We start from the raw sequence: 23,386 nt of genomic DNA on the forward strand, positions 1-23,386 counted from the left end.
CCTCCGACGACGGCGATCAGGCGTAGTAGCGGCCGAGCACCTCTGCCTTCAGGTCGTAGAAGGTGCCGTCCTCGAGGGCCGCGCGGGCGTCGTCGACCATCCGCACCACGAAGCGCTCGTTGTGGATGGAGATCAGCGTCGCCGAGACCATCTCCTTCGCCTTGAACAGGTGGTGGATGTAGGCGCGGGTGTAGTGCGTGCAGGTGTAGCAGTCGCAACCCTCGACCAGCGGCGCGAAGTCCCGCTTGAACCGGGCGTTGGAGAGGTTCCACCGGCCGTCCGGCGTGTAGAACGCCGAGTTGCGGGCAACCCGGGTGGGGGAGACGCAGTCGAAGGTGTCCGCCCCGTTCTCGATCCCGGTGAAGAGGTCGTCCGGCTCGGAGATGCCGAGCAGGTGGCGTGGCCTGTCCTCGGGGAGCTCGTCGCTGCACCAGCCGAGGATGGTCCCGAGGTTCTCCTTCTCCAGGGCGCCGCCGATGCCGTAGCCGTCGAAGTCCATGGCCCCGAGATCTGCGGAGGCCTTCCGCCGCAGGTCCTCGTACTGGGCCCCCTGGACGACGCCGAACAGTGCCTGGTACGGGCGGTGGCTGCGCTCCACGGTGAGCCGCTGGTGCTCGACGACGCATCGCTCGGCCCACAGGCGGGTGCGCTCGAGGGATTCCTCCTGGTAGCCGCGCGAGTTCATGAGGGTGGTCAGCTCGTCGAAGGCGAACATGATGTCCGCGCCCAGCCGGTGCTGCACCTGCATCGAGATCTCCGGCGTGAAGCGGTGGCGGTCGCCGTTCAGGTGGGACTTGAACCAGACGCCGTCGTCGTCGATGTGGGCGAGACGCTCCTTGCCGACGGCCACGCGGTCGTCCGCCCTCGCCGCCTCGGCGTCCACCGGCACGTCCATGGTGATGACCTTCTTGAACCCGGAACCGAGGCTCATGACTTGGAACCCGCCCGAGTCGGTGAAGGTGGGGCCGGGCCAGTTCATGAAGGCACCGAGCCCGCCGGCCTCGTCGAGGATGTCCGCCCCGGGCTGCAGGTACAGGTGGTAGGCGTTGGCGAGCAATGCCTGGGCCCCGAGCTCGGCCATGGCTCCGGGAAGGACGGCCTTGACCGATGCCTTGGTACCCACGGGGATGAAGGCCGGTGTGCGGATCTCGCCGTGCGGCGTGGTGATGGTGCCGGTGCGTCCGTGCCGCGGTCCGGGTCCGCCCGCTCCCGGTGTCGTCTCCTCGATGCGGTGGTGGACGGCGAAGGAGAACGAGGACGGCTGGGACTGTGGATGCACCATCCCATTTTGCCAGCCCGACGACTGGCACCGGGACGGGCGCGGGGGGCTGCCTACCCGCCGGCCAGCCGCGCGTCCAGGGCGGTGACGGCGGCGAGCTCGGCGGCAATACGCCGTTCCAGGACGTCCCGGCTCAGCGTCTCCGAGCCGCCGTGTGCCCGCAGGTACAGCAGCACGCCGATGCGCAGGACCCGCCAGTCCCGCTCGACGTCGGTCCGGCCCGCGCCCGATGCCCGGAGGATCTCCGGATCGTAGACGTTGGGCTCGTTGAGCTGCCGCTGCCGGTACATGGCGGCGGTCTTGGCGCGGAGCGGGTCCGTCTCGGCGTCGTCGGCCGCGCGAAGGGCGGCGGAGTACCGGGCGGAGCGGGCGTCGTCGTGGCGCGTGAGGTACGCGGCGATCGCCAGGCCGCCCTCGATCCACTTCCACCGGCCGAAGTTGCCGTCGAACGGCAGCCCGGCGAGGAGATCCGCGACGGAGAGGGCGGACGCCGTGTCGCCCTCGTCCACGAGGAGGGTGAGCGCGAACTGGTGCAGGTCCTGCAGGTTGCTGCCGGCCTTCAGGTTGATACCGCGGGCCAGCCTCGCGGCGACCCCCTGCAGGGTGTCGCTGTCCGGGTGCGCCTGGGCGATCTGCGCCACGAGTTCCTCGGGAGAGCCGTGGTCCGCGGCGACGGCGGAGACGCCGAGCTCGGAGTCGACGGGTTCGAGGTAGGCCATGGAGCCGGTGGCGATCCTGACCTGTCGCCCGTCGGCCAGCGTCGCGACCACGAGGGCGGGTACACCGAAATCGTCGTTCACCACGGCGATGGCGGTTACCTCCGCCGTCGCATCGCCGTCGGGCAGTGCGAGGACGTCGCCCGACACCACGACTTCCGCCGGAACCGCGCGCAGGCCGGTCCTGTCCATCCTGTTCACCATCATGTGCGTCCTGCCAACCTCTGCCAATAGCCCCCGGACGATGCTCTGCTCCCCAGCGCCCATCTCACGATACGGGAACCGGGCATCCGGTACGGAGCCCCGTCGCGGCTAGCGGCCCCATCCGGCGTGCGCGAGCGCCTGGCGGAGCAGATCGGCGCGACCGCCCGAGAACTCGGCCTGGATGGAGGGGCTGAGGGCCTCGGCGGGTGTCAGCCAGGAGAGCTCGAGCGCGTCCTGGCGGGGATTGCACTCACCGGTGACGGGAATGAGGTAGGCGAGGGCGACGGCGTGCTGGCGGTCATCGGTCAGTCCCGTCTCGGAGGGCGAGGGGAAGTACTCGGCGATCGTGAACGGCAGCGGCGACGGCGCCAGCTGCGGGAGGGCCATCGGGCCGAGGTCCTTCTCCAGGTGGCGCAGCAGCGCGGCGCGGATGGTCTCCCGGTACATGACCCGGCCGGAGACGAAGGTCCGCACCATCTCGCCCTGCTCGTTGGCCTGCAGGAGCAGCCCCACTTCGTTGACATACCCGAGGGTGTCGCACCGCACGGGGATCGCCTCGACGTAGACCATCGGCAGGCGGCGGCGAGCCTCGTAGAGATCATCCTCGGAGAGCCAGCCCGGATTGGGGTCAGGGGTGCGTACGTTCATACCCCAGTTCTAGCGCAGACCCCGGCCCCGGTGGAGACGGCGCGCGGTTCTTCGGCCCGTGGCTGAATCCGGTACAGCGAGGGGCGGGCTGCGGATAGGGCGCGGGTCACCGCACCGCGGGGCGTTCGACGTCACGCCGCGGGGCGTTCGACGTGACGCCGCCCCTCGCAGACCCGGACCTCGGCGCCCCATGGGGCGGCGACGCGGAGAGAGCGTCCGTAGCTCTCGTCCACCACCGTGGGGTCGAAGCCGGCGCCGGATATGCGGGGGAGGAGATCCCGGACGTCGCCCTCGTACTCGAAGGCCAGCCCGCATCCGACGGCGGGCCCGGTGTGTACTCCGATGAGCCCCCCGTTCTTCGCCCGGACGTCGTGCCGGGTACCGGCATCGGAGCTGATCCTCGGCTTCGCTCCCACGTCCGCGAGGACGCGTGCCGCGGCGCCGGCGTCGGGTGTGTACCAGAGCGCGAGGACCGCGAGGGGTGACGCGGGAGCCCCGGTGTCCCGCGGTCCGGCGCCGGCCAGGAAGCTCAGGCCGTCGGGCGCCGTGATGCGGGCCGCGAGGCCGTGGCCCTCCTCGGTGAGCTCGACGGCGGTGCCCGCCTCGGCGGTACGGCGAGCGAAATCGCGCACGTCGCCGACGTCGAACGCGAGCGCCGTCGTGCCGTCCTCCTCGCTCCCCGCGGTGCAGGCGTGCAGCGCGACCCTGCCGCTCCCGGCGTCGAACACGGCGTAGGAGTCCTCCGGCTCGGGGTCCCGGGCGGACGTGAGTCCGAGTGCCGTGAGGAAGCGGGCTCCCCGGGCAAGATCCGTTGTGTGCACGAGGGGTCGGACGCGGAGCATCAGCTCTCCTCGAGGTAGGCACGCAGCGCCCGCTCGACGAACGCCGAGAGGCTGAGGGTCTCGTCGATGCTGCGGTGCTTGACCTCGCGGACGAGGTCCGGGGGGAGGTAGACGTTGAACTGCACTTTCGCTGCGTCGGCCATGTCCGGATACTAGCAAACTAGTATGGCGCCGGCGGTGTCAGGCGTACGGTTGACGCATGAAGCCCGAGCCCCCCGAACTCCTGCTGCCGGACGCTGCCGCCTGGCAACGGTGGCTCGAGGACAACCACCGGACCTCGCCCGGCGTGTGGCTCATCGAGCACAAGAAGGGCGGCACGGCGACCCAGCTCACCTATGCACAGGCTCTGGACGAGGCCCTGTGCTTCGGCTGGATCGACGGCCAGGCCCGATCCCGGGACGAGGGCAGCTACTTCCAGCGCTTCACCCCGCGCGGCCCGCGCAGCATCTGGTCGATCCGCAACCGCACCTACGTGGACCGCCTGAGGAGCGAGGGCCGGATGCGCGAGGCGGGGGAGCGGGCGGTGGCCGCAGCACAGGCGGACGGCAGATGGGACAGGGCCTACGCGGGCCCGGCGACCGCGGAGGTCCCCGCCGACCTCGCGGCCGCGATCGACGGAGACCCTGCCGCGCTCGCGATGTTCGGCACGCTGTCCTCGCAGAACCGGTACGCCATGATCTTCCGTATCTCCCAGTTGAAGACGCAGGCGGCGAGGGAGCGGAACATCGCGAAGTTCGTCGCGATGCTCGCGCGCGGCGAGACGCTGTATCCCCAGAGCGGCCGGCGGCGCGGCGGCCAGGGCTAGGCGCGCACCCGGGCCGTCGGCCAGGGCCAGGTCGGCGCCGGCGGCGAGGACCAGGGGAGGACCGGCTGCGGGCAAAGGAGGACGCACGGGCTTTCGCCTTTCTTGCGACCTTCTTGCGACAGCACCGGTGAATGGGCTGAGGCCCGCCCGCTATCCTCGGAAAGCGCCCGTTCCAGATCTTTCCAGGATCAGCACCCATCCCGGGCGCCCGCTTCCGCGAACAGGAAGCAGGAATGGACCGAGGCGGAGACGCGCGGACCCGCACCACCCCGCGTCAGCCAGTCGTACTGCTGGGGAGCAGAGGCTGACCGGTACAACTTCATTCGCACTGATCGCAGAGGTCACCAGCCGCGGCGATTGCTCAACAGGGGAAATATCTTGTCGCAGCCTCGCGCGCGCCGGCGGTCTCACCGGTACCCGGTCTCAGTTTCGTTCCTGCAGCGCCTCGTCGCGATGTGCCTGGCCGTCGTCCTGGGCGCCGGATCGGTGATCGCCCTGTCCGTGGCAACGGCGCCGAGCGCCGAGGCGGCGCGGATCGCCAACGTGACCGACACCGGAGCAGCGACCTACTCCCAGGTGTTCACGCAGCCGAACGCCGAGAACGTCACCGGCTCGTGGACCGTCGCCGGCAACACCGTGAAGGGAGCCACGGGCGGCACCACCTCGGTGCTGCCGGTCCGCGGTGCCACCGAAGCGACCTTCGCCCCCGGGCTCCCGGCCGGGACGGTCGTCACCCAGCTCGATACCTCGGGGACGGGCTGCACCACCACGCTGAACACCAATGCGTTCTGTGCACCCAACGGTTCCGTCACCATCGCCTTCAGCAAACCCGTGAACAATCCCGTCCTGCACGTCGTCGGGCTGGGCGCCACCACCAGTTCGGGGGGCACCGTCCAGAACACCTACTCGACCTACGGAACCGTCACCTCCGTCCCGGCTGGAGCGACCCTGGGCCAGCCCCAGCCCGGATCCACAAGCCTCGCCGTTGCGAACAACCGCTTCCAGACATCGATCAACCAGCCGAGTACCGCCTGCAACGCGGCCGTTCCCGCGGGCTGCGGCAGCATGGTCATCAATGGCACGGGGCTTACCCAGGTCACGATCACGACGGGCCTGAAGGTCTACGGCGTGGCGACGACGCTGACGGCCACCAACGTCGATCAGTGGAACGCCTTCATCACCCTGCAGGACCAGCCGGTCCCGACGGCGGCTCCGGACACCGCGGCGGTCAAGCGGAACACCCCGGTCACCACCGCCATCCTGGCCAATGACGCGCCGGGCGCAGGCGGTAAGGCCCTGGTACCGGGCTCGGTGATCCTCTCCGCCCCCGGTGTCACGGGCGCCACGGTCAGCGCCGACGGCAAGACGCTGACCGTCCCGAACGAGGGTACGTACACCGCCAATACCAACGGGCAGGTCGTCTTCACGCCCGTCACCGCGTTCATCGGCACGGCGAGTCCCATCACCTACCGGGTGTCCGACGCCGACAACTCGACGGCGTCCTCGACGCTGACCGTCACCGTCACGGCCGATCCCCCCGTTCCGGTGGCGGACGCACCGACCACCACGCAGGGCGTGGCCGTGACGTTCGATCCCACGGTCAACGACAACGGCGTCGACTCGCCGATCAACAAACCCTCCGTCCGCCTGCTGGATCCCGCGACCGGCCAGTTCGTCACCTCCCTCACCGTCGCGGGCGAGGGTACCTACACCGTCGCCGCGACCGGCGACGTGACTCTCACGCCGGTGGCCGCCTTCGCCGGCGCCGCCCGGCCCGTCACCTACCGCGTGGCCAACCAGTCCGGCGTCACCGCGACCTCCACCATCACCCCCACCGTCACGGGCGTGGCCCCCCGTGCCGCCGCTGACACCGCCACCACCGGCCAGAACAACCCGGTGACCCTGAGCCCGGCCGGCAACGACCGCCCGGGGATCGACGGCGGCACGCCGATCGACCCGGCCTCCGTGCGCCTCGTCGGCGCCAACGGTGCCCTCGTCACCGACCTCACCATCCCCTCGGGCCGCTTCGTCGTGGACACCTCGACCGGCGTCGTCACCTTCACGCCGGCCCGTGGCTTCACGGGCACCACGCCGGCCGTCACCTACCAGGTGGCGGACACCCGTGGTCTGACCGCGCGAAGCACCATCACCGTCGGCGTCAGCGCCGTCACCCCGACCGCGAGCGGTGACACCGCCGAGACCCGCCAGGGCACCGCCGTCACCCTCGAGGTCGTCGCCAACGACCTCCCGGGTAACGCCAACACCGCGCTGGATCCCCGCACGGTGGTGCTGTCCGTCCCCGCGAACACACCCGGCGCAGTGCTGTCGGCGGACCGCAAGACCCTCACCGTCCCGAACCAGGGCACCTACACCGTCAACGCGACCACAGGTGCCGTGACCTTCCAGCCCGTCACCGCCTTCACCGGGCCCGCCACGGCGGTGCCCTACACCGTGTCCGACGTCGACGGCCGCACCGCGACGGCGAACATCACCGTCACCGTCACCGGCGTACCGCCGCGTACCGCCCCGGACACCGTGGTCACCCCGCAGAACACCCCCGTGACCGTGAACCCTGCGGCGAACGACGCCCCGGGCATCGACGGCGGTACCCCCGTCAACGCCTCCTCGCTCCGCCTCCTCGGCGCCGACGGCACCGCCGTGGCCACCCTGGCACTCGCGGGCCAGGGCACGTTCACCGTCAACACAACCTCGGGCGCGGTCACGTTCACGCCCGCCGCCGGGTTCTCCGGGCGCGTACCCGACGTCTCCTACCGCATCGCCGACACGGCCGGGCTCACCTCCACGGGCCTCCTGACCGTCTCGGTCACGGCCGTGCGCCCGGTGGCCAACGATGACCGCGGCAGCACCACGCAGGCAGCCGCAGTCACGGTGCCCCTCCTCACGAACGACGCCGCGGGCAATGCGGCCACGCCGCTCCGTCCCGCCACCGTGCGGCTCTCCGCCGTCGGCGCGAACACGCCCTCCGCGGACGGGCGCACCCTCACCGTCGCCGGGCAGGGCACCTACACCGTCGACCCGACGACCGGCGCCGTGCGGTTCGTCCCCGTGGCCGCCTTTACCGGCGCCACCACCGCGGTGCCCTACACGGTCGCGGACGCCGACGGGACCACCGCCACCGCGAACCTCGTCATCGACGTCGTTCCCGTTGCCCCGCGCGCGGCGAACGACGCCGTCGGCACCGACCAGAACACGCCGGTGACCTTCGCGCCCAGCGCCAACGACCGTCCCGGCGTCGACGGCGGCAGTGCCCTCGTGCCCGGCTCCCTCCGCCTGGTCAACGGCGCCGACCAGGCGGTGACGGACCTGCAGCTCGCCGACGGCCGCTACACCGTCAACACGGCCACCGGCGCCGTCACCTTCACCCCGCGCGCGGGCTTCTCCGGCACCATGCCGCAGGTCACCTACGCCATCAGCGACGCCGCGGGCCAGACCTCCCGTGCCACGATCGACGTGCAGGTCGCCGCCGCCACGCCCGTCGCGAACCCGGACGCGCAGACGACGACGCAGGCCACTGCCGCCACCCTCGATGTGCTCGCCAACGACCGCGCGGGCAACGCGAACACACCCCTCGTGCCGGGGACCGTGCGCCTCGTCGCCCCCGCCGGCTCCACCCTCGGCGAGGAGGGTCGCCGCCTCACCGTGCCCGGCCAGGGGACCTACCTCGTGAACGTCGAGAACGGACGCGTCACCTTCCTCCCGCTCGCCTCCTTCACGGGCAGCGCCACACCGGTGACCTACCGCGTGGCCGACACCAGCGGCACCGTGGCCGAGTCGCAGCTCAGTGTCACCGTCACCGCCGTCGCCCCACGCGCCACGGACGACGCCCGCACCACACCCCAGAACACCCCCGTGTCACTCGACCCCGCCGAGAACGACCGCCCCGGAGTGGACGGCGGCAGCGCCGTGGTCCCGAACACCCTCCGCTTCATCGGTGCGAACGGCCAGCTCGTGGAGAGCCTCACCCTCACCGAGGGCCGCTTCGCAGTCGACACCGCGACCGGTCGCGTCACCTTCACCCCGGCGCCCCGGTTCTCCGGTGTGGTGCCGCAGGTGCGCTACTCCATCGCCGACGGCAACACCCAGCGCTCCAGCGCCGGGATCAACATCACCGTGACCGCCGCCGTGCCGGTCGCCGCCGACGACGTCGCCACGACACCGCAGGCCTCCCCGGTGTCCCTCGAGGTGCTCGCCAACGACCGCGCCGGCAATCCCGCACTGCCGCTCGTCCCGGACACCGTGGTCCTCTCCACCGTCGAGGGCGGGACGCTCTCCGCCGACCGCAGGCGACTCGAGGTCGCCGGCGAGGGCGTCTACACCGTGAACGTCAGGGGTGTGGTCACCTTCACGCCGGTCACCGCCTTCGTCGGCACCGCGCGCACTGTCCCGTACTCCGTCTCCGACATCGCCGGGCAGACCTCCTCGGCGCAGCTCACCGTCACCGTCGTCCCCGTGGGTCCCCGCATGGTGGCCGATGCCGCCGTGACCGAGCAGAATACGCCGGTCACCTTTGCTCCCGGCGCCGACGACCTCCCCGGGGTGGACGGCGGCAGTGCGCCGATCCTCTCCACCGTCCGCCTCGTCGGCGCCGGTGGCGCCTCCGTGGACACCCTGACCGTCACCGCCGGTGTCTTCACGGTGAACACCGCCAACGGCAACGTCACCTTCACGCCCGCAGCCGGCTTCACGGGACTCGTGCCCCAGATCCAGTACCGCATCACGGACGGCAACCAGCAGACCGGCACCGGGACCATCGACGTCCAGGTGACGCCCGTGAGCCCCGTCGCGAACGACGACGCCGCTACGACCCCGCAGGCGCAGGCCGTACCCGTGGACGTCATCGCCAACGACCGCGCGGGCAACGCACGGACCCCGCTCACCGCCGGGTCCGTGGTGCTGTCCGCCCTCGACGGTGTGCAGCCCACGGAGAACGGCAAGCGCCTCGCCGTGGCCGGGCAGGGTGTCTACACCGTCGGGCCCAGCGGCGTCATCACGTTCACGCCCGTGGCATCCTTCACCGGCGCCGCGACACCCGTGGTCTACACGATCGGCGATGCCGACGGACGGACGGACAGCGCCGAGCTCAGCATCAGCGTCACTGCCGCGCCGCCGCGGACCGTCGCCGACGCCGCCACCACGCCGCAGAACACGCCCGTGAGCCTCGACCCGGCGGCCAACGACCTCCCCGGCGTCGACGGCGGCAGCGCCCCCGTCGCAGCGACCGTCCGCCTGCTGACCGCGCAGAACCTGCCGGTCACCGAGTTGTCCCTGCCCGGTGCCGGCGTCTTCCGCGTCTCCGTGACCGGTACGGTGACGTTCACTCCCGAGCCGGGCTTCAGCGGGTCGGTCCCGCAGGTGCGCTACCGCATCAGCGACGGCATCGGACAGTCCTCCACGAGCGTCATCGACCTCCAGGTCGTCGCAGCGCGGCCCGTCGCGAACCCGGACGCCGGGACCACGCGCCAGGGCACCGTGATCCCGGTGGATCTCGCGGCCAACGACCGCGCAGGCAACGCCGCGCTCCCGCTGGACGCCGCCACCGTGGTCTTCACCGCGATCGCCGGTGGCACGCTGTCGGACGACGGCAGGAGCCTGACCGTCGACGGCGAGGGTGTCTACACCCTGGTCGAGGGCGTGGCGACCTTCACGCCCGAGCCCGCCTTCGTGGGTGCCGCCCGCGCAGTGCCCTACTCCATCAGCGATGCGGCGAGCCAGACGGCTTCCTCGCAGCTCCGCATCACCGTGACGCCCGTGGGCCCCCGCACCGTGGCGGACGCCGCGGTCACCGAGCGCAACACGCCCGTCACGTTCCAGCCCGGCGAGGACGATCTCCCCGGCGTGGACGGCGGCAGCGCCCCCGTGCTCACCACCCTGCGCCTCCTCGACGGCGACGCTCCGGTCACGAGGCTCGCTGTGACCGCGGGCGTATTCACCGTGGACACCGCCACCGGGGATGTCACCTTCCGTCCCGCCCAGGGATTCACCGGAGAGGTGCCGCAGGTGCGGTACGTCATCACCGACGGCAACCGTGCCACAGGGATCGGCACCATCGACGTCGTCGTCGGTAGCGCGGTTCCCAGCGCGGGCGACGACACCGCCCGGACGCGCCAGGGCACACCGACCCCGGTCACGGTCCTCGCGAACGACCGCCCCGGCAACGGGGCGACGCCGCTGGTCCCCGGCAGCGTCGTCCTCACGGGTGCCGGCGGTGGCACGGTGTCCGACGCCGGCAAGACCCTGACGGTCGACGGCCAGGGTGCCTACACGGTGGACGCCGACGGCGTGGTCACCTTCACGCCCGTCGCTCCCTTCATCGGCGCGACCACGCCGGTCCAGTACCGGGTGTCCGACGTCGACGGCCAGCCGGCCACGGCCCTGATCCGCGTGACCGTCGCCCCCGTGGGCCCGCGGATGGTGGCCGATGCCGCCGTGACCGAGCAGAACACGAACGTCACCTTCTTCCCGGGCGAGGACGATCTCCCCGGCGTCGACGGCGGCTCCGCGCCCGACCTCACGACGCTGCGCCTGCTCGACGGCGACACGCCGGTGGAGACGCTGACCCTCGCCGAGGGCACCTTCACGGTGGACACCACCACGGGTGCCGTCACCTTCGATCCGGCACCCGGCTTCTCCGGCCGCGTGCCCGAGATCCGCTACCGGATCCTCGACGGGAACGGGCAGACCGGGGTCAGCACCATCGATGTCCTCGTCGCGGCCGTCATCCCGGTGGCCAACGACGACGGCGCCACCACGCGCCAGGCGCAGCCGGCCATCATCCCGGTGGTGGGGAACGATCGCGCCGGTAACGACGCGACCCCGCTCGTCCCCGGAAGCGTCGTCTTCACCGGCGCCGACCAGAGCGGCGGAACCCTCTCCGACGACGCCAGGACGCTCACGGTCGACGGCGAGGGCACCTATGCCGTGGACGGGAACGGCGTGGTGACCTTCACGCCGCTCGCGCGCTTCACGGGTGCGGCCGCCGAGGTCCAGTACGCCATCCAGGACGTCGACCGGCAGCGCACCACCGCGGTGATCCGCGTGATCGTGACTGCCGTGGGCCCGCGCATGGTGGCCGATGCAGCCGTGACCGAGCAGAACACGAATGTCACCTTCTTCCCGGGCGAGGACGATCTCCCCGGCGTCGACGGCGGCTCCGCGCCCGACCTCACGACGCTGCGACTGCTCGACGGCGACACACCGGTGGAGACGCTGACGCTTGCCGAGGGCACCTTCACGGTGGACACCACCACGGGTGCCGTGACGTTCGACCCGGCACCCGGCTTCTCCGGACTCGTGCCCGAGATCCGCTACCGGATCACCGACGGGAACGGGCAGACCGGGGTCAGCACCATCGACGTGACCGTGCAGCCCGCCGTCGTGCAGGTCAACGACGACCGCATCTCGACGCCGCAGAACGCGCCGGTCACGGTGGCCGTGCTCGGCAATGATGTCGCGGGGAACCAGAACACGCCCCTCGACGTCACCAGCGTCCGCCTGCAGACCTCGGACGGCGTCGCTCCCTCGGCGGACGGCCTCAGCCTGACGTTCCCGAACCAGGGCACCTTCACCGTGAACACCACCACGGGCGCGGTCGTCTTCGTCCCCGTCGCGGCGTTCACCGGGGCCACCCGGGCCGTCACCTACTCGGCGGCGGACGTCGACGGCAGCACGGGCACCGCAACCATTGTGGTCGACGTCGCCGCCGTGGCCCCCCGCGCAGCAGCGGATGCGCAGACCACCGAGCAGAACACGCCCATCACCTTCCCCGTCGCGGCGAACGATCGCCCCGGGGTCACCGGCGGAGCGCCCGTCGTCCCTTCGAGCGTCCGTCTGGTCGGTGCGGGCGACGCGCTGGTCACCACTCTCGCCATCGCCGGTCGGGGAGTCTTCACGGTCGCCGCGAACGGTGACGTGACCTTCACGCCGGAGGAGGGCTTCACGGGTCGGGTGAATCAGATCCAGTACTCGATCGCGGACACGAACAACCTGCGCTCACGGGCCACCGTCGACATCACGGTCAGCGTGGTCACGCCGACCGCCGACGCCGACATCGCGCGGACGCCCCAGGGCCGTGCAATAGCCCTCGACATCCTGGACAACGACCTGCCCGGCAACGTGAACACCCCGCTCGCTCCGAGCAGCGTGGTCCTCAGCGCGCCGGGCATCGCCGGGGCGGAGGTGTCGCCGGACGGCCGCACCGTGGTCGTGCCGGATGAGGGCACCTACGCCTACACCACCGACGGGACGGTGAGTGACCTGACGTTCACGCCGCTCCCGGCCTTCGTGGGAGCTGCACGCGCCATCACCTACTCGGTGTCCGACGTCGACGGCTCGGTCGACACCGCGACGGTCACGGTCACGGTCGACGCCGTGGCGGCACGCGCCATCGCGGACGGCTACTCCACGGGCCAGAACCAGCCCATCACGTTCTCCCCGGCGGCCAACGACCTCCCCGGTGTCACGGGCGGCAGCGCCGTGGTCCCGAGCACGCTCCGATTGGTGGGGCCCGGTACCACCTTCGTGACGGAGCTCGACGTCGAGGGCGGCCTGTTCACCGTGGACGTCGGAACCGGCGAGGTGACATTCACTCCGGACGCCACCTTCTCCGGACCTGTGCCCACCGTGTCCTACCGGGTCGCGGACGGCAACCGGCTCACCAGCACGGCAACGATCGACATCGCCGTCGCGGCCAGCATGCCGATGGTCAACGACGACGCCGCCCGCAGCCTGCAGGGCGAACCAGCGTCGGTGAACGTCCTCGCGAACGACCGCCCGGGCAATGCCGGTACCCCGTTCGTCGCGGCCACCGTGGTGCTCCGCGAGATCGAGGGAGGCGTGCTGTCCGAGGACGGCAAGACTCTGACGATCGACGGCCAGGGCACCGTCGAGGTGGCGCCGGACGGCACCGTCACGTTCACCCCCGTGGCCCGCTTCGTCAACGACGCCACAGTGGTCACGTACGCGGTGACGGATGCCGGCGGCAACGTGGCAGAGGGCGCCATCGCCTTCAGCGTCACTCCGCTGGGCCCGCGGGCTCTCGCCGACGCGGCGTCGACAGGCCAGAACACTCCGGTGACCCTCGAGGTCCTCGCCAACGACACGCCGGGTGTCGAGGGCGGCAGTGCCATCGACCCCGCCACGGTCGAGTTCATCGGTGCAGCCGATGACGGCTCGTTCACCACGGCCGGTGGAAACTTCCGCGTGGACGGCGCCGGCGTCGTCACCTTCGCCCCCGCGCCCGGCTTCAGCGGTAACGCGACCGCCGAGTACCGCGTGACGGACGTCGCCGGAGCCACGGGCCAGGCCGTCGTCACGGTCCGCGTGGTCGGCGTGCGGCCGGTCGCGAACAACGACGCCGAGACCACCGGTCAGGGCGAAGCCGTGCGTGCGATCGTGCTCGACAACGATCGTCCCGGCAACGCTGCCACCCCCCTCGACATCTCCAGCGTGCAGCTCGAGGCCCTTCCCGGCGCCGGCCCCACGCTCGAGGGGAAGGAACTGACGGTCCCGAACCAGGGCACCTACCGTGTCGACGCCGCCGGCGTCATCACGTTCACGCCGCTCGCCGCCTTCACCGGCGACGCGACGCCCGTTCCCTACGTGGTGTTCGACGCCGACCGTCAACCCGCCCGCGCCACCCTCTCGGTCACGGTCGCAGCCGCGGCTCCGCGCGCCGTCGCGGATGCGGCGTCCACGCCGCAGAACACGCCCGTGACACTGGACCCCGCGGCCAACGACCTCCCGGGTGTCGACGGCGGAAGCGCGCCGGTCGCGGCGTCCGTGCGACTGCTCGACGGCGACCAGGCCGTCACCACCCTCGACGTCGACGGCGGCACCTTCGCGGTCGACATCGAGACGGGCATCGTGACGTTCACGCCAGACCTCGCCTTCAGCGGAGCGGTGCGGCCGGTGACCTACCGGGTGTCCGACGCCAATGACCGGAGCTCCACGTCGACGCTCACCGTCGTCGTCCGCGGGGCCACCCCCATCGCGAACCCCGACATCGTCACCACGCGCCAGGACCAGGATGCGATCATCCCGGTGGTCGCCAATGACCGGCCCGGCAATGCGAACCTGCCGCTGGTCGCGGGCAGCGTGGTCTTCACCGGAGTGGGAGGAGTCCTCTCCGATGACGGCAGGACGCTGACGGTCAGCGGGGAGGGCGTGTACAGGGTCGATGCCGACGGGATCGTGACGTTCGACCCCGAGGCGGGCTTCGTGAACGCAGCCACCGAGGTGGAGTACTCCATCCGCGACATCGCCGACCAGCTCGCCACGGCGAGGATCCGCGTGACGGTGACCCCGGTGGGTCCCCGCATGGTCGCGGACGCCGCGGTGACGCAGCAGAACACACCCGTCACCTTCCAGCCGGGCGAGGACGATCTCCCCGGCGTGGACGGCGGCAGCCCCGTGGATCTCAGCACGCTGCGCCTGCTCGACGGCACCACGCCCGTGGACACGCTGACGGTCGCGGGCGCCGGTACCTTCACGGTGAACAGGGCCACCGGCGACGTCACCTTCGTGCCGGTGGCAGGCTTCACCGGAACTGTGCCCGAGGTGCGGTACCAGGTCGAGGACGGCAACGGACAGGTGGGCACCACCTCGATCGACATCCTCGTGACCGCCGTGACCCCGGTGGCCAACCCGGACGAGAGGACCACGCGCCAGGACGAGACCGTGATCATCCCCGTGGTCCTGAATGACCGCCCGGGCAACGACAACACTCCGCTGGATCCGGCCACCGTCGTCTTCACGGGCGAGGGCGGCGGGATCGTCTCCAACGCGGGCAAGACCCTCACCGTCACGGATCAGGGCGACTACACCATCGACGACGACGGCGTGGTCACCTTCGACCCGCAGGCGGCCTTCGTGGGTACGGCTACACCGGTGCAGTACTCGGTCCGGGACGTCGACGGCCAGACCGTCACGGCCCAGATCCGCGTGACCGTCACCGCCGTGGGACCGCGCTTGGTGGCGGACGCCGCCGTGACGCAGCAGAACACGCCCGTGACCTTCCAGCCCGGCGAAGACGATCTCCCCGGCGTCGACGGCGGCAGCCCGGTGGACCTCACCACGCTGCAGCTCCTCGACGGCGACGAGCCCGTGGACACCCTGAGGCTGCCCCAGGGCACCTTCACCGTGAACAGGGCCACCGGCGACGTCACCTTCACCCCTGCCGCCGGAGTGGTCGGCGCCGTCCCCGAGATCCGCTACCAGGTGCAGGACGGCAACGGGCAGGTGGGAATCAGCACGATCGACATCTTCGTCACCGGCGTCACGCCCGTCGCCAACTTGGACGTCGTCTCGACGCGCCAGGACGAGAACGCGGTCATCCCTGTCGTTGCCAACGACCGCCCGGGCAATGAGCGCACGCCGCTCGATCCTGCGACCGTGGTGTTCACGGGCGTGGGGGGTACCGTCTCGGACGGCGGCAGGACGCTGACGGTCGACGGCGAGGGTGTCTACACGGTCGACGGGGACGGCGTGGTCACCTTCGATCCCGAGGCCTCGTTCGTGAACGACGCCACGCCGGTGCAGTACTCGATCGAGGACGCCGACGGTCGCACCGTCACCGCCGAGATCCGTGTGACCGTGAGCCCGGTCGGGCCGCGCATGGTGGCGGACGCCGCCGTGACGCAGCAGAACGTCCCGGTGACCTTCCAGCCGGGGGCGGACGACCTCCCCGGCGTCGACGGAGGCAGCCCCGTGGACCTCACCACGCTGCGCCTGCTCGACGGCGACGAGCCCGTGGACACGCTGTCCCTGCCCCAGGGCACCTTCACGGTGAACAGGGCCACCAGTGATGTCACCTTCGACCCCGAGGACGGCTTCAGCGGCTCGGTACCGACGGTCCTCTACCGGGTGGAGGACGGCAACGGGCAGATCGGTACCAGCACCATCAGCATCACCGTGGGCTCCGTGACACCCGTCGCGGGCGAGGACCTCCTGACCACGCGTCAGGCAGTCCCGGCCACGGCGAACCTGCTCGCGAACGACGTCCCGGGCAACGGGGCGACGCCGCTGGATCCCACCACCGTGGTCTTCACGGGCGTGGGCGGAGGAACGGTCTCGAACAACGGGAAGACCCTCACGGTCTCCAACCAGGGCGTCTACACGGTGGACGCCGACGGCGGACTGGTGTTCACCCCTCAGGTGGGCTTCGTCAACGCCGCCTCGCCGGTGCAGTACCGGGTGGCCGACGTCGACGGTCAGACCACCACGGCGACCATCCGCGTGACGGTCACGCCGGTGGGCCCGCGCATGGTCGCGGACGCCGCGGTCACGCAGCAGAACATGCCGGTCACCTTCCAGCCCGGTGAGGACGACCGCCCCGGCGTGGACGGCGGCAGCGACGTCGACCTCGGCTCGCTCCGCCTGCTCGGCGCGAACGACGCCCCGGTCACGGTGCTCACCCTCGACGAGGGCGTGTTCCGGGTGAACACGGCGAACGGCGATGTCACCTTCACGCCGGCAGCCGGCTTCGCCGGACCCGTGCTCGAGGTGCGTTACCGCGTGCTGGACGGCAACGGCCAGGTGGGCATCAGCACCATCGACGTCCTCGTCACGGCGGTCACTCCGGTGGCGAACCCGGACCTGGCGACCACGCGTCAGGCGCAGGCAGCCGTGATCGACGTCGTCGCCAACGACCGCCCCGGCAACGACAACACCCCGCTGGACCGCACCTCCGTGATCTTCACGGGCGACGGCGGAGGGGTGGTCTCGGACAACGGGAAGACGCTCACCGTCGCCGACCAGGGCGTCTACCGGATCAACGCGAGCGGAGTGGTGACGTTCACGCCCGCAGCCTCCTTCGTGGGGGAGGCCACCGCCGTCGAGTACGAGGTCCAGGACGCCGACGACCTCGCCGTCAGGGCGGACATCCGCGTGACGGTGACCCCGGTGGGCCCGCGCATGGTCGCGGATGCCGCGGTGACGCAGCAGAACACCCCGGTCACGTTCCAGCCCGGCGCCGACGACCTCCCCGGCGTCACCGGCGGAAGCCCGGTCGACGTGACCTCGGTGCGCCTGCTCAACGGCACCGCCCCGGTGACCGTGCTGTCCCTCACGGACATCGGCGTCTTCCGGGTCGACGCCACCAACGGTGACGTGACCTTCACGCCGGCCGCCGGGTTCTCCGGTGCCGTGCCCGAGGTGCGTTACCAGATCGAGGACGGCAACGGCCAGGTGGGTGTCAGCACCATCGACATCCTCGTCACCGGGGTCACGCCGACCGCGGGCAACGATTCCGGGACCGTTCTCCAGGGCGAGGTCTCGAGCATCGACGTCCTCGCCAACGACGTACCCGGCAACGCGCGGACCCCGCTCGTCCCCGAGGGCCTGGTACTCGGCGCGGTGGACGGCGGAACCCTCTCCGAGGACGGCCGGACGCTCGCCGTCCCGAACCAGGGCACCTGGCGCGTGCAGGGGAGCACTGTCACCTTCACTCCGATCGCCTCCTTCACGGGGGTGGCCACCCCCGTGACCTACACCGTGCAGGACAGCGACGGACAGCCGGCGACGGCGACCATCACGGTCTCCGTCACCGCCGTGGCTGCCGTGGCCGTGGCCGACGCCGTGACCACCGAGCAGAACACGGCCGTCACGTTCGCCCCGGCCGAGAACGACCGCGCCGGCGTCCAGGGCGGCAGCGCCCCGGTGCCGGCGAGCGTACGGCTCCTGGATGCGGCAGGTGCCGAGGTCACCGAGCTGGTGCTCGCCGCGGGGAGGTTCACGGTGGACACCGACACCGGACGCGTGACCTTCACGCCCGCCGTCGGCTTCGCCGGCAGCGTGCCGGAGGTGCGCTACAGCATCCGTGACGGCATCGGTCAGCGCTCGGTCGGCTCCATCTCCCTCGACGTCGTGTCCGTCGCCCCGGTGGCGAACGCGGACAGCAGGACGACGACGCAGGCCGAGGCCGTCCCGGTGCCGGTCCTCGCCAACGACCTCCCCGGCAACGAGGCATCACCCTTCGACCCCGCCACCGTGACGCTCGGCGGCCCGGACGGCAGCGGCGCTGAGCTCTCCGAGGACCGCCGGACGCTCCAGGTCCCGGGTCAGGGCACCTTCAGGGTGGATCCTGCTTCCGGCACTGTCCTGTTCACGCCGGTACCCGCCTTCACGGGAACCACCGCAACCGTGACGTACACCGTGCGTGACATCAACGGCACGGAGGTCTCCTCGACACTGTCCGTGACCGTCACCCCGGTGGCGCCCCGCGCCGTGGCCGACGCCGTGACCACCCAGCAGAACGTGGGCGTCACGATCACCTCGGCCGCGAACGACCTCCCGGGAGTGACCGGCGGCAGCACGCCGCTGGCCTCCTCCGTGAGGCTCGTGGACCCGGCAACCGGCGACGCCGTGGACATCCTCGTCGTCACCGGTGGCGTGTTCACCGTGGACACTTCGACCGGCTCCGTGCGCTTCGAACCCACACAGGGCTTCGCCGGCGCGGTGCCGCAGGTCGAGTACGTGATCACCGACGGCAACGGGCAGTCCTCGCGCTCGACCATCGATGTCAGCGTCGACGCCGTCTCACCCACGGCGGGCAACGATCCCGTCGAGGTGGCGCAGGGCGGGTCCGCACGGATCACCGTCCTCGCGAACGACACCGCGGGCAACGCCGCGACGCCGCTGGTACCGGGCTCCGTGGTGCTCACGGCGGTGGAGGGCGGCCAGCTCTCCGCCGACGGCCGCACCCTGGTGGTCCCCGGCCAGGGCACCTACACGGTGGACGCGGAGTCGGGTGTCGTCGTCTTCGATGCCGATCCGGCCTTCACGGGCCGGGCCACGAGCGTGACCTACACGGTCACGGACGTGGACGGCACCTCCGCCGGCGCCTCGATCCAGGTCGAGGTCACACCCGTGGCACCGCGCGCGGTCGACGACGTCGTCCGCACCGGCCAGAACCAGCAGGTCACCTTCGACCCAGCGGCGAACGACCGCCCCGGGGTGGACGGCGGCACGCCGCTCGTTCCCGCCTCGGTGCGACTGCTCGACGCAGCGGGCGCCGAGGTCACGGAGCTCGTCCTCGCAGCGGGCACGTTCACCGTGGATCCCGCCACCGGCAGCATCACCTTCGCACCGGCTCAGGGATTCACCGGGACGGTCCCGCAGGTGACCTACGTGGTCACGGACGGCAACGGCTCGCGTGGTACGGCCGGCATCAGCCTCACGGTGCTGCTCGTCAACCCGGTGGCCAACGACGACTCCGCGTCCACCGTCCAGGGCCGTGCGGTCTCCGTCGACGTCCTCAGGAATGATCTCGCGGGCAACGACGAGACGCCGTTCGACCCGACCACCGTGGTGCTGAATGCCGTGGACGGCGGAGAGCTCTCGGCCGGTGGCCGCCAGCTCGACGTCCCCGGTGAGGGCACCTGGACGGTCGCTCCCGACACCGGGGTGGTGACGTTCCTGCCGGAGCCCGGCTTCGCGGGAACGGCCACGACGGTCACCTACACGGTGCGTGACGTGGACGGGCAGGGCGTGTCCGCGGACATCACGGTCGAGGTGACCGCCGTCGGGCCCCGTGTCCGCGCGGATGCCGTCGGCACGGCCCAGAACACGCCGGTGACGCTCGATCCCGCGGCGAACGACCTGCCGGGGATCGAGGGCGGCAGCGCCCCCGACCGCGCCACCCTCCGGTTCGTGGACGGGGACGGGCAGCTCGTCACCACGCTCACCGTCAGCGGGGGCAGCTACACGGTGGACACCACCACGGGCATCGTCACCTTCCGGCCGACCACCGGCTTCATCGGTTCGGCCGCGACCGTGACCTACTCGATCGCGGATGCGAACGGGGAGCGCGGCCAGGCGACCATCGACGTCGCGGTGGGGGCCACGGCCCCCACAGCGAACGACGACGCCGCCACCACCACTCAGGGCGCGTCCGTGCCGATCGAGGTCCTCGGGAACGACGTCCCCGTGGACGGGCAGACACCGCTCGTCCCCGGATCCGTCACACTGCGGCCGCTCGCCGGCGCCGAGCTGTCCGAGGACCGCCGCACGCTCGTGGTCCCCGGCCAGGGCACCTGGACCGTCGGCGCCGACGGTGCCATCACCTTCCAGCCGGTAGTCCTCTTCGTGGGGGCCACCTCGCCCGTGACCTACGTGGTCCTCGACGACAACGGCGAAGTGGCCTCGGCCGCCGTCGTCGTCGACGTCGAGGGTGTGGGTCCGCGCGCGACGGCGGACACCACGCGCACCGGCCAGAACACGCCGGTGACCCTCGCGCCGGCCGCCAACGACCTGCCCGGTGTCGAGGGGGGCACGCCGGTCGATCCGGCCTCCGTGCGCCTGCTCGATGCGGACGGCGGACCCGTGCAGGAGCTCGCCGTCGACGGCGGCACCTTCACGGTGGACACGGCGACGGGCGGGATCACCTTCACGCCGGCACCCGGATTCGCCGGGTCGGTGGGGACCGTGCGCTACGTCGTCGCCGACACGGGCGGCCGCACGGCCACCTCGACGATCGACATCAGCGTGCTCGCGGTCACCCCGCTCGCCGGGGACGACGCCGTGACCACCCGGCAGGGCGTCCCGGTCACCGTGGACGTGCTCGGGAACGACTCCGCGGGCAACGACACCACTCCGCTCGATCCGGCCACGGTGGTCCTCACCGCGCCGGCGGGTGTGGAGGGTGCCGAGCTGTCCGAGGACGGGAAGACGCTGCAGGTACCCGGCGAGGGTACCTACCGCGTGGATCCGGAGACCGGTGCCATCACCTTCACCCCCGCAGGTTCCTTCACGGGTACCGCGGCGCCGGTGACCTACGCGGTCAGCGACGTCGACGGCGCCACGGTGAGCGCGTCCTTCACCGTGACGGTGGCCGCGGTGTCACCGCTCGCTCGGGACGATTCCGCGGTCACCGAGCCGGAGACGGCGGTGCGGATCGACGTGCTGTCCAATGATCAGCCGGGCAGCGCCGGCGCCCTCCTGGTGCCCACGAGCGTCGGGCTCCTGGCGCCCGAGGGCGTCGAGGATGCCGTGCTCAGCGCCGACGGCCGGGGCCTGCTCGTGCCCGGCGAGGGCACCTACTCGGTGAACGCATTCACCGGGGAGGTCACCTTCACGCCGGCGGACGGCTTCGACGGGACCACCACGGCGGTCGGGTACTCGGTGGCCGATACGAACGGCACCCGGACGCAGGCACGCATCGTCGTCGTCGTCGGTGACGCTGCGCCGGGCCTCGCGGTGGACAAGATCGCGGCACTCGAGGACGCCAACGAGAACGGTGTGGCGGACCCGGGCGAGACCATCAGGTACGTCTTCGACGTCACGAACACCGGCAACGTCACCCTGACCGACGTCGCCGTCCAGGATCCGAAGGTCACGGGGCTCGCCCCCGAGTCCGCGACGATCCGGCGCGGCGAGACGGTCCGCTTCACCGCCGACCCCTACACGGTGACGGCGGAGGACATCGCCGCAGGCGCCGCGGACAACTCGGCGACGGCGACCGGACGCACGGCCGCCGTGCCGGGAGCGCCCGCCGAGGCCGTGCAGAGCGCGCCGGACACCACGAGCACGGTGACGGTGGAGCGTGAGGCACTGCTGACGGTCGAGAAGACCGCCGAGCTGTCGGGTGACGACGACATCGCGAACGAGGGCGAGATCATCACCTACTCGTTCCGGGTCCGGAACGCCGGCAACGTGGTCATCAGCGGTGTCACGGTCGACGACCCTCAGGTCACCTTCCCCGACACCGGTGATCTCACGCTGGCACCGGGGGAGGCGCGCACGCTCGAGGCCGATCCGTACCGCGTGACGGCGGAGGACGTCGCCGCGGGCTCCGTGCTCAACACGGCGACCGTGGGCGGTACGGCCCCGACGCTGCCGAACGGGGATCCGGCGCCGCCGGTGCTCTCGGCACCGTCGACCGTCGAACTGCCCGCCGGTGATCCGGAGCTGGTGCTCGAGAAGATCGCCGACCTCGACGACGTCAACGGGAACGGGCTCGCCGACGCCGGTGAGACCATCGCGTACTCGTTCAGGGTCACCAACACCGGGCCCGTCCTCATCGAGGACGTCCGGGTGGAGGACGATCGCGTCACGGGTCTGGACGAGCCTCGCGGCATCGCTCCTCGTGCCACGGAGACGTTCGAGGCCGACCCGTACGTGGTCACGGACGAGGACGTCACCGTCGGCTCGATCACCAACACCGCGCGGGCCTTCGGGTTCCTCGACGGCGAGCGGATCGGGTCGCCGCAGGACACGGTCACCACCACGCCCGTCCCGGCCCGGCCCTCGGTGAACGTCGAGAAGGACGTCTCGGCGGGCGACGACGGAGACGTCACCGACGGCCAGGACGTCGACTACACGGTCACGGTGAAGAACGACGGCAACGTGGACCTCGCCGAGGCGGTGGTCGAGGACGACCTGACGGACGTGCTGGACGACGCCATGCTGAAGCCCGGCACCTCGGCCACCAGGGGCGAGGTGACCGTCACCGGCGGGCAGTTGCGCTGGACCGGTCCGCTCGCCATCGGCGAGGAGGCCGTGATCACCTACGGTGTGACGGTCTCCGGCGACTCCGGCGACTCCGGCGACTCCGGCAACGGGGTGCTCCGGAACTCGGCGACCGCCATCGGCGTCGTCGATCCGCCGGTCGATCCGCCTGCCGGTCCTGTTGATCCGCCCGTGGATCAGCCGGCGCCACCGACGCCTGCTCCGCCGGTCACCGACGGCGACGTCACGGTCAACCCCGTGGTGGACGCTCCGCCGGTGGTCCACCCGATCCCGGGGCTCGCCGTGACCGGCGCACAGCTGACAGGGATCGTCGCCTCCGCGCTCGGCCTGCTCGTGGCCGGCGGAATCGCACTGGTGGTCATCCGGCGGAGACGCGCGGCGGCGGACGACTAGACGCACCTGGGGGCGT

7 protein-coding genes are annotated in these 23,386 nt (G+C 71.5%); 2 read left to right on the forward strand and 5 right to left on the reverse strand.

Annotation, left to right across the window (positions count from 1 at the left end):
* Window positions 1-16 precede the first annotated feature (16 nt).
* The 5 genes from tgt to FNH21_RS12900 all read right to left on the reverse strand — a co-directional run bounded on the left by tgt (window position 17) and on the right by FNH21_RS12900 (window position 3,832).
* Window positions 17-1,282, reverse strand: coding sequence for a tRNA guanosine(34) transglycosylase Tgt (tgt, locus tag FNH21_RS12880; protein WP_152816305.1), 1,266 nt, complete (start codon window positions 1,280-1,282; stop codon window positions 17-19).
* A 50-nt stretch (window positions 1,283-1,332) separates the two neighbouring features.
* On the reverse strand, window positions 1,333-2,202 hold the full coding sequence (locus FNH21_RS12885; RefSeq protein WP_241743246.1) for a DUF6707 family protein: 870 nt from the start codon (window positions 2,200-2,202) through the stop codon (window positions 1,333-1,335).
* Between the two features lie 105 nt (window positions 2,203-2,307).
* On the reverse strand, window positions 2,308-2,847 hold the full coding sequence (locus FNH21_RS12890) for an NUDIX hydrolase family protein (protein WP_055765306.1): 540 nt from the start codon (window positions 2,845-2,847) through the stop codon (window positions 2,308-2,310).
* Window positions 2,848-2,978: 131 nt separating this feature from the next.
* A complete protein-coding gene (locus FNH21_RS12895; protein WP_152816307.1) occupies window positions 2,979-3,689 on the reverse strand; it encodes a VOC family protein in 711 nt (236 codons plus the stop codon).
* Window positions 3,689-3,832: a ribbon-helix-helix domain-containing protein gene (locus FNH21_RS12900; protein WP_152816309.1), complete on the reverse strand. Its 144-nt coding sequence runs from the start codon at window positions 3,830-3,832 to the stop codon at window positions 3,689-3,691. Before FNH21_RS12900 ends, FNH21_RS12895 begins: the two co-directional genes overlap by 1 nt.
* Window positions 3,833-3,888: 56 nt before the next feature.
* Here FNH21_RS12900 and FNH21_RS12905 point away from each other — a divergent pair, with 56 nt between their 5' ends.
* Complete coding sequence (locus tag FNH21_RS12905) at window positions 3,889-4,494, forward strand: YdeI/OmpD-associated family protein (protein WP_152816311.1); 606 nt, start codon at window positions 3,889-3,891, stop codon at window positions 4,492-4,494.
* A 453-nt stretch (window positions 4,495-4,947) separates the two neighbouring features.
* Entirely contained in the window at window positions 4,948-23,370 is an 18,423-nt protein-coding gene (locus FNH21_RS12910; RefSeq protein ID WP_152816313.1) for an Ig-like domain-containing protein, read from the forward strand.
* Window positions 23,371-23,386: the final 16 nt, after the last annotated feature.

This window comes from Arthrobacter bussei (assembly GCF_009377195.2).
Taxonomy (GTDB): domain Bacteria; phylum Actinomycetota; class Actinomycetes; order Actinomycetales; family Micrococcaceae; genus Arthrobacter_D; species Arthrobacter_D bussei.